The organism is Streptomyces albicerus (assembly GCF_008905045.1).
Lineage (GTDB): Bacteria > Actinomycetota > Actinomycetes > Streptomycetales > Streptomycetaceae > Streptomyces > Streptomyces albicerus.
In genome coordinates, this window is record NZ_VWMY01000103.1 from 15,348 (window position 1) to 27,520 (window position 12,173).

Here is a 12,173-nt window from a genome sequence, read left to right on the forward strand (position 1 = left end):
AGACGGCGGACAGGAGGAGAAGTACCCGGGAGAAGTACCCGGCGGGTACTACGACACGCCGAAACGCTGTGCCAGCGCGTCCCGTTGAGCCCGTACGAACGCGGCGTCGACCACCGCCCCGTGCCCGGGCACGTACACCGCGTCCTCGCCCCCGAGATCGAGGAGCCGGTCCAGCGCGGCGGGCCAGTGGGACGGTACGGCGTCGGGGCCCGCCTGGGGCTCGCCGGACTCCTCGACCAGGTCGCCGCAGAAGACGACCTCCGGCGAGTCCGTCGCCGGGCCTCCCGGTACCAGAACGGCCAGGTCGTGTGCCGTGTGCCCGGGCCCGACGTTCGCCAGCAGGACCTGCAGGCCGCCGCCCAGGTCGAGCGTCCACTCACCGGAGACGAGATGCCGCGGCAGGACGAGGAGATCCGCGGCCTCCGCCGCCTCGCGCGCATCGGCGCCGTTGCGCACCGCGTCCGCGCGCAACTCCTCCCGCTCATGGACGAGAACCCGCTCGAGACCCACCGCGCCGAAGACCTCGACCCCCGCGAACGCCGCCGCCCCGAAGACATGGTCGAAGTGCGGGTGTGTGAGCGCGAGATGGGTGACCCGCCCGCCCCCGAGCAACCGCCGCGCCTCCGTACGCAGCCACGCGCCCTCCCGCAGCCCCGAACCCGCGTCGATCATGAGCGCCGCACCCTCGCCCACCACGAGTCCGGCCGTGCAGTCCCACACCGGAAGCCGGCACCGCCCCACCCGCGGAGCAAGTTCCTCCCACCCGGCCTCTTCCCAAGTCACCGTCATGCGCCGACGCTAACCCCACCTTCCCGACAGAGCAGGACAGCCCGCAGGCCCGCCCTTGCCCGGGCCGTACCTACCGGCCGTACACTTGGGCGGGGATGCTGGCACTCGCGCGCGCTGAGTGCCAGGCAAGGACGATCGCAGACGATCGAAGACCGCGGGGAAGACCAGCTGGAGGTGTGCGCGATGCTCAGTGAACGCAGGCTCGAGGTGCTGCGCGCCATCGTCCAGGACTACGTGGGCACGGAGGAGCCGGTCGGCTCCAAGGCGCTCACGGAGCGCCACCGGCTGGGCGTCTCCCCGGCGACCGTCCGTAACGACATGGCGGTGCTCGAGGACGAGGGCTACATCGCCCAGCCGCACACCAGCGCCGGCCGCATCCCCACGGACAAGGGCTACCGCCTCTTCGTCGACAAGCTCGCGGGCGTCAAGCCGATGACCGCGCCCGAGCGGCGGGCGATCCAGAACTTCCTCGACGGCGCCGTCGACCTCGACGACGTGGTCGGGCGGACCGTCCGGCTTCTCGCGCAGCTGACGCGCCAGGTCGCCGTCGTGCAGTATCCGTCGCTCACCCGCTCGACCGTGCGTCACGTGGAGCTGCTGTCGCTGGCCCCGGCCCGCGTCATGCTCGTACTGATCACGGACACCGGCCGCGTCGAGCAGCGCATGGTGGACTGCCCGGCTCCCTTCGGGGAGGCCTCTCTGGCGGATCTACGCGCGCGGCTCAACAGCCGGGTCGCGGGCCGCCGGTTCGCGGACGTCCCGCAGTTGCTGCAGGACCTCCCCGAGGCCTTCGACACGGAGGACCGGGGTACGGTCGCGACGGTGCTCTCCACTCTCCTGGAGACCCTCGTCGAGGAGACCGAGGAGCGGCTGATGATCGGCGGCACCGCCAATCTCACCCGCTTCGGACATGACTTTCCCCTCACTATCCGTCCGGTGCTCGAGGCTCTTGAGGAGCAGGTCGTCCTCCTCAAACTCCTTGGTGAGGTCAATGATTCGGGCATGGCCGTACGGATCGGTCACGAGAACGCCCATGAGGGACTCAACTCCACGTCCGTGGTCTCGGTCGGCTACGGTTCGGGCGGCGAGGCAGTAGCCAAACTCGGCGTGGTCGGACCGACCCGCATGGATTACCCCGGAACGATGGGAGCGGTACGAGCGGTGGCACGGTACGTCGGACAGATCCTGGCGGAGTCGTAAGTGGCCACGGACTATTACGCCGTACTCGGCGTGCGCCGCGACGCGTCCCAGGACGAGATCAAGAAGGCATTCCGGCGGCTCGCACGCGAGCTGCACCCGGACGTCAATCCCGATCCGAAGACGCAAGAGCGCTTCAAGGAGATCAACGCCGCGTACGAGGTGTTGTCGGACCCGCAGAAGAAGCAGGTCTACGACCTCGGCGGCGACCCGCTGTCCCAGGCGGGCGGCCAAGGCGCGGGCGGCTTCGGCGCCGGCGGGTTCGGGAACTTCTCGGACATCATGGACGCGTTCTTCGGTACGGCGTCGCAGCGCGGCCCGCGGTCGCGTACGCGGCGCGGCCAGGACGCGATGATCCGGCTGGAGATCGAGCTCGACGAGGCGGCCTTCGGTACGACGAAGGACATCCAGGTCGACACGGCCGTCGTCTGTACGACCTGCAGCGGTGAGGGCGCCGCGCCGGGAACCTCGGCGCAGACGTGTGACATGTGCCGTGGTCGCGGTGAGGTGTCCCAGGTCACGCGGTCCTTCCTCGGCCAGGTCATGACGTCCCGGCCGTGTCCGCAGTGCCAGGGGTTCGGGACGGTCGTTCCGACGCCGTGCCCCGAGTGCGCGGGCGACGGTCGCGTACGGTCGCGGCGGACGCTGACCGTGAAGATCCCCGCCGGTGTCGACAACGGCACGCGGATCCAGCTCGCGGGCGAGGGTGAGGTCGGTCCCGGTGGTGGGCCCGCCGGTGACCTCTACGTCGAGATCCACGAGCTTCCGCACTCCGTCTTCCAGCGGCGCGGCGACGATCTGCATGTCACGGTCACCATTCCGATGACCGCGGCGGCGCTCGGTACGAAGTGTCCGCTGGAGACGCTCGACGGGCTCGAGGAGGTCGACATCCGTCCGGGTACGCAGTCCGGGCAGTCGATTCCGCTGCACGGGCGCGGTGTCACGCATCTGCGGGGTGGCGGGCGCGGTGATCTCATCGTCCATGTCGAGGTCATGACTCCCAGCAAGCTGGATCCTGAGCAGGAGCGGTTGCTGCGGGAGCTGGCGCAGCTGCGGGGGGAGGAGCGGCCCACGGGGCAGTTCCAGCCGGGGCAGCAGGGGTTGTTCTCGCGGTTGAAGGATGCGTTCAACGGGCGTACGTGAGCGGTGCAACGGGCTGACGTGAGCGGTTGAGGGTCGGTGGGTGTGGCACGGGTGCTTCCTTCGCCCCGCCGCCCCTGCCCGTCGGGTCGGCGGGGGACGATTCCTGTGGCTTATGCCAGGCGGAAGGCCGGATTCGGACTTGTTCGGAGGACGTGACAACATGCCGTCATGTCCTCCGCGCTGACCGGTCTTTTCCCCCTCCCGATCGTGCAGGCCCCCATGGCGGGCGGCGTCTCCGTGCCGGCCCTCGCTGCGGCCGTGTCCGAGGCCGGGGGGCTCGGTTTTCTCGCTGCCGGGTACAAGACGGCCGACGGCATGTACCAGGAGATCAAGCAGCTGCGGGGGGCCACGAGCCGTCCGTTCGGCGTGAACCTGTTCATGCCGCAGCCCGAATACGCCGACCCGGCCGCCGTCGAGGTCTACGCTCACCAGCTCGCCGGCGAGGCCGCCTGGTACGAGACCGAACTGGGCGACCCCGACAGCGGACGCGACGACGGCTACGACGCCAAGCTCGCCGTCATCCTCGACAACCCCGTGCCGGTCGTCTCCTTCCACTTCGGCTGTCCCACGCGCGACGTCCTGGAGTCCCTGCGCCGGGCCGGCACGCTGACCCTGGTCACGGCGACCACCGCCGAGGAGGCGCAGGCCGTGCAGTGGGCGGGCGCCGACGCCGTGATCGTGCAGGGCGTCGAGGCCGGCGGCCACCAGGGCACCCACCGTGACAACCCGGAGGCCGACGGTTCCGGCATCGGCCTGCTCTCGCTGATCGCGCAGGTCCGCGAGACCGTGCAGATCCCGATCGTCGCGGCCGGCGGCATCATGCGCGGCAGCCAGATCGCCGCCGCCCTCGCCGCCGGCGCGAGCGCCGCCCAGCTCGGCACGGCCTTCCTCGCCACGCCCGAGTCCGGCGCCAACGCCCTGCACAAGCAGGCGCTGACCAACCCCCTCTTCGTACGGACGGAGTTGACGCGGGCCTTCTCCGGCCGACCGGCGCGGGGTCTGATGAACCGCTTCATGCGTGAGCACGGGCCGTACGCGCCCGCCGCTTACCCCCAGATCCACCACCTCACCGCCGGGCTGCGCAAGGCGGCGGCCAAGGCCGGGGACGCGCAGGGGATGGCGCTGTGGGCGGGGCAGGGGCACCGGCTCGCGCGCGAACTGCCCGCCGGGCAGCTCGTCGAGGTGCTGGCGGCCGAACTCACCGCGGCCAAGACAGCGTTGTCGGCGCACCCGGGCGGAGGTGGGGTCCGATGACCGCGCCGGTGTTCGTGGTGGACGTGGTGCCGGGCGGGCCCGAGTTCGTGCTCGACGGTCCCGAGGGGCGGCACGCCGTGTCCGTGAAACGGCTGCGGCCCGGTGAGGACGTGGTCCTCACCGACGGGCGCGGGCGCTGGGCGGAGGGCGTCGTCAAGGCCGCCGAGGGCAAGGACCGGCTCGTGGTCACGGACCTCCACGAGGTCCACGAGGAGCCCGAGCCGGCACCCCGTATCACCGTCGTCCAGGCACTCCCCAAGGGCGACCGCGGTGAACTCGCCGTCGAGACCATGACGGAGACCGGCGTCGACGAGATCGTCCCGTGGGCCGCGTCCCGCTGCATCACGCAGTGGAAGGGCGAGCGGGGACTCAAGGCGCTGGGCAAATGGCGGGCGACCGCGCGCGAGGCGGGCAAGCAGTCGCGGCGGGTGCGGTTCCCGCAGGTCGCGGACGCGATGACGACCAAGCAGGTTGCCGCACTTCTCGCCAAAGCCGACCTTGCGGTGGTGCTGCACGAGGACCGGGCGTACGCGAGCGAGCCGCTCGCGACCGCCGAACTCCCCTCCTCCGGAGAGATCGTGCTGGTCGTGGGCCCCGAAGGGGGCGTGTCTCCGGAGGAGTTGGCGGCCTTCGCGGAGGCGGGGGCCAAGGCGTGTCGCCTCGGCCGCAGCGTGCTGCGTACGTCGACCGCGGGGACGGCGGCGGTGGCGCTGCTGCTGGGTCGTACGGGTCGTTGGTCCTGATGAGAGTCTGAGGGGACGCGTTGGAACTCGCACAAGTACGGCTGCTCGTCTCGGACTTCCGGGCCTGTTACCGCTTCTACGCCGAAGTGCTGGGCCTCAAGCCCCAGTCGGGCGCGACGGACGGTCCGTACGAGAAGTTCAGTCCCGCGACCGGTTCGGCGGGTATCGCGTTGCAGGACCGCGCGATGATGGCGCAGGTCCTCGGTGAGCTCGGGGACTCCGCCACGGGGCATCGTTCCCTGGTCGTCCTTCGTGTCGACGACCTGGACGCCTACTGCGCCGCGATCGTCTCCCGCGGCGCGTCCCTCCTCCACGACCCGGTCCCTCTGACGGACCGCATGCGCGTGGCTTACCTGAAGGATCCGGAGGGGAACCTGGTGGAGCTGCAGGAGTGGCTGCTGCTGCGGGGCTGAGGACCGGGTTTTTCGCCCCCGAACCCCCGCTCCTCAGACGCCGGAGAGGCTGAATACTTCGCGGCCCGGCATCGTGGCCGCATGCGGTCTACCGTCCCCCGTTCTCCGGTGGCACGCTGCCGTTCATGGGGGCAATGAGGCGTTTTCGGCGTCGTCCGGGCGGGCGGCGGGGACCGGCGTTGGCCGGCCTCGCGGTGGTGGCCGTGTTCGGGGCGGTCGCGTGTGAGCCGGGGGACGGGATCAGTACCGCCGCGGTGGCGATCACCACCGACCAGGCGGGCACCAGGGAGCTGGAGAAGCAGGGCGTCGACGTGCAGTGGCTCAGCTGCACGGCCTCGTACGGGGACAAGGCGCCGACGGCCGGGAGTTCGCCGAGCGTACGGAGCGTCGCGAACGTCGACTGCGTGGGGGAGACCAAGGACGAGCGGGACATCACCATCAAGGGCAAGGTCACGCAGGAGGTCAACGGGAGCTGCGTACGGGGCGACCTCACCGCCAGGGTGGGCGGCAAGGAGTGGTTCCGCGTGGACGTGCTCGGGAACTGCGACGCCGGTACGCCGAGCACGGTGGAGCCGTGGACGCCGCCCGTCGATCACAAGACGACTCCGCCGCCGCCCGAGCAGCCCGGCCCGACCGTCACTGTCACCAGGACCGTCACCGAGTACCCGCATCCCACCTGCTCCTGCTTCCAGGGGAAGTGATCTACGAAAGTGACCTGCCAGGCGAAGTGATCGAAAGCTCTGGCCGCACGGAGAACCGCTGCATAGGGTGATCGGGTGACACAGCCCGCATCCTCCGCGTACTTCAGGTACCCCCATCTGCACGGCGAGTTGATCGCCTTCACCGCCGAGGACGACGTCTGGGTCGCGCCGCTCGACGGCGGCCGCGCCTGGCGCGTCAGCGCCGACAACGTCCCGGTGAACCATCCACGCATCTCCCCGGACGGCGCGACCGTCGCCTGGACCTCCACCCGTGACGGCGCCCCCGAGGTGCACATCGCCTCCGTCGACGGCGGCTCCACCAAGCGCCTCACGCACTGGGGGAGTTGGAAGACACAGGTACGCGGCTGGACCCCGGAGGGGCAGGTGCTCGCGCTCAGCACCCAGGGGCAGGCGAGCCTGCGCCGCACCTGGGCACGGGCCGTTCCGCTCGACGGCGGCCCGGCAACCACCCTTCCGTACGGGCCCGTTGGCGATGTGGCGTACGGCGACGGGGTCGTTCTGCTGTCCGCGCCCATGGGGCGTGAGGCCGCCTGGTGGAAGCGCTACCGGGGCGGGACCGCCGGCAAGCTGTGGATCGACAGGGGCGGGGACGAAGGGAACGGCGAGTTCGTACGGCTGCATGCCGAGCTGGACGGGAACCTGGAGTACCCCTCGTGGGTGGGGGAGCGGGTCGTCTTCCTCTCCGACCACGAAGGGGTGGGCGCCGTCTACTCCTCCCTCGCCGACGGGTCGGATCTGCGGCGGCACACAGGGGTTGAGGGGTTCTACGCCCGGCACGCGTCCACCGACGGGACGCGTGTGGTGTACGCGTCCGCCGGTGAGCTGTGGATCCTCGACGACCTCGACGGGGCCGAGCCGCGGCGGCTCGACATCCGGCTCGGCGGACAGCGCGTCGATCTGCAGCCGCACCCGGTGAACGCGGCCCGCTGGTTCGGGGCCGCCGCGCCCGACCACACCGGACGCGGCAGCGCCGTCGCCGTGCGCGGGGCCGTCCACTGGGTCACCCACCGCTCGGGCCCGGCCCGCGCGCTCGCCGCCGAACAGGGCGTACGGGCCCGGCTGCCGCGTACGTTCCGCGCGGACGGCGAGGAGCACGTGGTGTGGGTGACCGACGCCGAGGGCGACGACGCCCTCGAGTTCGCCCCGGCTACCGGTGTCGCGCCGGGAGCCACCCCGCGCAGGCTCGCCGCCGGGCAGCTCGGGCGGGTGCTCGGGCTCGCGATGGCGCCCGACGGCAGCCGCGCCGCGGTCGCCTCGCACGACGGGCGGGTACTGCTCGTCGAGCGGGAGACCGGAGAAGTACGGGAGGTCGACCGCAGCGAGGACGGCGAGGTCTCCGGGCTCGTCTTCTCGCCCGACTCGGCCTGGCTCGCCTGGTCGCACCCCGGCCCGCGGCCGCTGCGCCAGCTCAAGCTCGCCAACGCCGCGGACCTCTCGGTGACCGAGGCGACACCGCTGCGATTCAGGGACTACGCGCCCGCGTTCACCCTCGACGGGAAGCACCTGGCGTTCCTGTCCGCGCGCTCCTTCGACCCGGTCTACGACGAGCACGTCTTCGACCTGGCCTTCGTCGGGGGCTCGCGGCCGCATCTCATCACCCTCGCCGCCACCACTCCCTCGCCCTTCGGGCCGCAGCGGCACGGCCGGCCCTTCGAGGCGCCCGACAAGGACGAGACGCCCGACAGCGAGGGCTCCCCGACCACGCGGATCGATCTCGACGGGCTCGGCGACCGCATCGTGCCGTTCCCCGTCGAGGCCGCCCGCTACTCCGGGCTGCGGGCCGCCAAGGACGGCGTGCTGTGGCTGCGGCACCCCGTGCGCGGTGTGCTCGGCGCCTCGCGCGCCACACCGGACGACCCGGACCCGAAGACCGACCTGGAGCGCTACGACCTCGTCCAGCAGCGCATCGAGCATCTCGCCTCGGACGCCGACAGCTTCATGGTCACCGGCGACGGCAAGCGGATCCTGCTCTGGACCGACGGCAAGCTCAAGGTCGTACCGAGCGACCGGCGCGCCTCGAACGACGACGAGAGCGACACGAACATCACCGTCGACCTGTCGCGCATCCGCCAGACCGTCGACCCGGCCGCCGAATGGCGGCAGATGTACGACGAGACCGGCCGCCTCATGCGGGACAACTTCTGGCGGCCCGACCTGGGCGGGGCCGACTGGGACGGCATGCTCGACCGGTACCGGCCGGTCCTCGACCGGGTCGCCACCCACGACGACCTGGTGGACCTGCTGTGGGAGGTGCAGGGCGAGCTCGGCACCTCGCACGCGTACGTCATGCCGCGCGGCGGATACGGCGGCGGGGAGCGGCAAGGACTGCTCGGGGCCGACATCTCCCGTCACGAGGACGGCAGTTGGCGTATCGACCGGATCCTGCCGTCGGAGACCTCCGACCCCGACGCGCAGTCGCCGCTCGCCGCGCCCGGGGTCGCGGTGCGCGCCGGGGACGCGATCGTGGCTGTCTCCGGGCGGCCCGTCGACCCGGTGGCCGGGCCGGGACCGCTGCTCGTCGGCACGGCCGGAAAGCCCGTCGAGCTGACCATCTCCCCGGCGGGCGGCGGCGATCCGCGGCACGCGGTGGTCGTGCCGATGTCCGACGAGGAGCCGTTGCGCTACCACGCGTGGGTCGTCGACCGGCGCGCCTACGTCCACGAGAAGTCCGGCGGCCGGCTCGGGTATCTGCACGTGCCCGACATGCAGGCGCCCGGCTGGGCGCAGATCCACCGCGACCTGCGGGTCGAGGTCGCCCGCGAGGGCCTCGTCGTGGACGTCCGCGAGAACCGCGGCGGCCACACCTCCCAGCTGGTCATCGAGAAGCTCGCCCGCCGCATCGTCGGCTGGGACCTCGCCCGCGGCATGCGGCCCACCAGCTACCCGGAGGACGCGCCGCGCGGTCCCGTCGTGGCCGTCGCCAACGAGTTCTCCGGCTCCGACGGCGACATCGTCAACGCGGCCATCAAGGCACTCGGCATCGGCCCCGTCGTCGGCACCCGCACCTGGGGCGGCGTCATCGGCATCGACAGCCGCTACCGCCTCGTCGACGGCACCCTCGTCACCCAGCCCAAGTACGCGTTCTGGCTCGAGGGCTACGAGTGGGGCGTCGAGAACCACGGGGTCGACCCGGACGTCGAGGTGGTCCAGGCCCCGCACGACTACGCCGCCGGTCGCGACGTACAACTCGACGAGGCGATCCGCATCGCGCTGGCGGCGCTGTCGGAGAACCCGGCGAAGACGCCTCCGCTGGTGCCGGAGTTGTAGGGCGGCCGGTGTTGTCGTAGGGCACCCGGTGTGGGGGTGGGCGTTGCTGGGGGCTGCCGCCCCCAGACCCCCGCTGTCGGCCTGCGGCCTCGTCCTCAAGCGCCGCACGGGCTGAATTGCCGTACCGCTCGGTACCATGCCGGGGCAACGATCATCCAGCGTGAGGAGGCCGCGCATGGCAGGCGAGGCGCAGGACGACTGTCTGTTCTGCAAGATTGTCGGCGGGAAGATCCCGGCGACCGTCGTCCGTGAGACCGACACGACCGTCGCCTTCCGGGACATCAACCCGCAGGCACCCATCCACGTCCTGGTGATCCCCAAGGTCCACTACCCGGACGCCGCCTCCCTCGCCGACGCCGAACCGGCGATCCTCGCCGACATGGTGCGCGAGGCCGGTGCGGTGGCGGCCGACGAGAAGCTCGAGAGCTACCGCATCGTCTTCAACACGGGCAGCGGTGCGGGGCAGACCGTCTTCCACGCACACGCCCATGTGCTGGGCGGCCGCGGCATGCAATGGCCCCCCGGATAGCCCCGGAACTCGGGTAACTCTCAGTGTCCGTACGTGAATTGGTGGTCCTCGGCACCGCCAGCCAGGTCCCCACCCGGCATCGCAACCACAACGGCTACCTGCTGCGCTGGGACGGCGAGGGCATCCTCTTCGACCCCGGCGAGGGCACGCAGCGGCAGATGCTGCGCGCCGGGGCCGCCGCGCACGACCTCCACCGGATCTGCGTCACGCACTTCCACGGCGACCACTCCCTCGGCCTCGCCGGGGTGATCCAGCGGATCAACCTCGACCGGGTGCCGCACGAGATCACCGCGCACTACCCGCGCTCCGGCCAACGGTTCTTCGACCGGCTGCGGTACGCGACCGCCTACCGCGAAACGGTGTCGCTCACCGAGGCTCCGGTCGCCGCCGACGGGATCCTCGCGGCCTCGAAGACATACGCGCTGGACGCCCGCAAGCTCTCCCACCCCGTCGAGTCGTACGGCTACCGGCTCGTCGAGCCCGACGGGCGGCGGATGCTGCCCGAACGGCTCGCCTCGTACGGGATCAAGGGCCCGGACGTGGGGCGGATCCAGCGGGAGGGGGTCCTGGGGGATGTCCTGCTCGACGACGTCAGCGAGGTGCGGCGCGGGCAGCGGTTCGCGTTCGTCATGGACACCCGGCTGTGTGACGGGGTGTACGCGCTCGCTGAGGGGTGCGACATGCTCGTCATCGAGTCGACGTTTCTGGACGAGGACATCGAACTCGCTGTGGATCACGGGCACTTGACGGCTGGTCAGGCGGGGATGGTGGCGCGGGACGCGGGTGTACGGCACCTTGTGCTGACCCACTTCAGTCAGCGGTACTCCGAGCCCGACGAATTCGAGCGGCAGGCTCGGGCCGCCGGGTTCGAGGGGGAGCTGACGGTGGCGCACGATCTGCTGCGGGTGCCACTGCCGAAGAGGCGGTGACTCGGGCGCGGGTGCCCGTTCGAAACGCGTGTGGGTCGGCCGTACGATGCATTGATGTCCCTCCCGAAAGCTGAACTGCACCTCCATATCGAAGGCACGCTGGAGCCCGAGCTGGCCTTCGCGCTGGCCGCGCGCAACGGTGTCTCGCTGCCGTACGCGGACACGGACGAGCTCCGTAAGGCGTATCTGTTCTCCGATCTGCAGTCGTTCCTGAACCTGTACTACGAGCTCATGGCCGTGCTGCGGACCGAGGACGACTTCGCGGACCTCGCCGACGCGTATCTCGCGCGGGCCGCCGCGCAGGGAGTGCGGCACGCGGAGATCTTCTTCGATCCGCAGGCGCACATCGCGCGGGGCGTCGGGATAGGGACCGTCGTGGAAGGGCTTGGGCGGGCGCTCGACCGGAGCGAGGCCGTGCACGGGGTGTCCACACAGCTGATCATGTGTTTCCTGCGGGACGAGTCCGCCGAGTCCGCGATGGAGACCCTGGAGGCCGCGAAGCCGTATCTCGGCCGGATCGTGGGGGTCGGGCTCGACTCCGCCGAGGTCGGGCATCCGCCGGTGAAGTTCCGTGAGGTGTACGAGGCCGCTGCCGCGCTCGGGTTGCGGCGGGTTGCTCATGCGGGGGAGGAGGGGCCGCCCGCGTACATCGTCGAGGCGCTCGATGTGCTCGGGGCCGAGCGGATCGATCACGGGCTTCGGTGCATGGAGGATTCTGAACTGGTGGCGCGGCTTGTGCGGGATCGGGTGCCGTTGACCGTGTGTCCCATGTCCAATGTCCGGCTGCGGGCCGTGGACATTCTTGAGGAGCATCCCTTGCCCGCGATGCTCGACGCGGGGTTGTTGTGCACGGTCAATTCCGATGATCCCGCGTACTTCGGTGGGTACGTCGGGGACAACTTCCATGCCGTGCGGGAGGCGTTGGGGCTGTCCCAGGAGCGGCTGCGGGAGCTCGCCCGGAACTCGTTCGTCGCGTCGTTCCTCGATCATGACGAGGAGCGGCGGGCCCGGTATCTCGCGGAGGTGGAGGCGTACGAGTTCTCGTGAGAGGACTTTGTTCGCCCCCGCCGCCCCTACCCGTCCCATCCCTGGGGGCTGCGCCCCCAGACCCCCGCTCATCGGCCTGGCGGCCTCGTCCTCAAACGCCGGACGGGCTGAAGATCAGCCCCTCCGGCGTTTGAGGAGCG

11 protein-coding genes are annotated in these 12,173 nt (G+C 71.1%); 10 read left to right on the top strand and 1 reads right to left on the bottom strand.

Features of this window, described 5'->3' with window-relative positions; translation table 11 throughout:
* Nucleotides 1–48: 48 nt before the first annotated feature.
* Nucleotides 49–789, bottom strand: coding sequence for an MBL fold metallo-hydrolase (locus GAS53_RS49590; protein ID WP_151484386.1), 741 nt, complete (start codon nucleotides 787–789; stop codon nucleotides 49–51).
* Between the two features lie 183 nt (nucleotides 790–972).
* Between GAS53_RS49590 and hrcA the strand changes: the two genes are divergently transcribed.
* From hrcA to GAS53_RS49640, 10 genes are all read left to right on the top strand, one after another.
* Complete coding sequence (gene hrcA / locus GAS53_RS49595; RefSeq protein ID WP_151484387.1) at nucleotides 973–1,989, top strand: heat-inducible transcriptional repressor HrcA; 1,017 nt, start codon at nucleotides 973–975, stop codon at nucleotides 1,987–1,989.
* The gene (gene dnaJ, locus GAS53_RS49600) at nucleotides 1,990–3,129 is read left to right on the top strand and encodes a molecular chaperone DnaJ (protein ID WP_151484388.1); all 1,140 of its coding nucleotides are present in this window, start codon (nucleotides 1,990–1,992) and stop codon (nucleotides 3,127–3,129) included.
* 168 nt (nucleotides 3,130–3,297) lie between these two features.
* Nucleotides 3,298–4,383, top strand: coding sequence for a nitronate monooxygenase (locus GAS53_RS49605; RefSeq protein WP_151484389.1), 1,086 nt, complete (start codon nucleotides 3,298–3,300; stop codon nucleotides 4,381–4,383).
* Nucleotides 4,380–5,126: a 16S rRNA (uracil(1498)-N(3))-methyltransferase gene (locus GAS53_RS49610; RefSeq protein ID WP_151484390.1), complete on the top strand. Its 747-nt coding sequence runs from the start codon at nucleotides 4,380–4,382 to the stop codon at nucleotides 5,124–5,126. The genes GAS53_RS49605 and GAS53_RS49610 overlap by 4 nt, the downstream gene beginning before the upstream one ends.
* Nucleotides 5,127–5,146: 20 nt before the next feature.
* The gene (locus tag GAS53_RS49615) at nucleotides 5,147–5,539 is read left to right on the top strand and encodes a VOC family protein (RefSeq protein WP_151484391.1); all 393 of its coding nucleotides are present in this window, start codon (nucleotides 5,147–5,149) and stop codon (nucleotides 5,537–5,539) included.
* 179 nt (nucleotides 5,540–5,718) lie between these two features.
* Nucleotides 5,719–6,240 (top strand): hypothetical protein, encoded by a 522-nt coding sequence (locus GAS53_RS49620; RefSeq protein ID WP_404829432.1) that lies wholly within the window; start codon nucleotides 5,719–5,721, stop codon nucleotides 6,238–6,240.
* 75 nt (nucleotides 6,241–6,315) lie between these two features.
* A complete protein-coding gene (locus tag GAS53_RS49625) occupies nucleotides 6,316–9,528 on the top strand; it encodes a S41 family peptidase (RefSeq protein ID WP_151484393.1) in 3,213 nt (1,070 codons plus the stop codon).
* Between the two features lie 175 nt (nucleotides 9,529–9,703).
* Nucleotides 9,704–10,057: a histidine triad nucleotide-binding protein gene (locus tag GAS53_RS49630; RefSeq protein ID WP_151484394.1), complete on the top strand. Its 354-nt coding sequence runs from the start codon at nucleotides 9,704–9,706 to the stop codon at nucleotides 10,055–10,057.
* 23 nt (nucleotides 10,058–10,080) lie between these two features.
* Nucleotides 10,081–10,986 carry a ribonuclease Z gene (locus tag GAS53_RS49635; protein WP_151484395.1) on the top strand — a complete coding sequence of 302 codons (906 nt, stop codon included), beginning with the start codon at nucleotides 10,081–10,083 and terminating at the stop codon, nucleotides 10,984–10,986.
* Between the two features lie 54 nt (nucleotides 10,987–11,040).
* Nucleotides 11,041–12,033 (top strand): adenosine deaminase, encoded by a 993-nt coding sequence (locus tag GAS53_RS49640; RefSeq protein WP_192583644.1) that lies wholly within the window; start codon nucleotides 11,041–11,043, stop codon nucleotides 12,031–12,033.
* Nucleotides 12,034–12,173 lie beyond the last annotated feature (140 nt).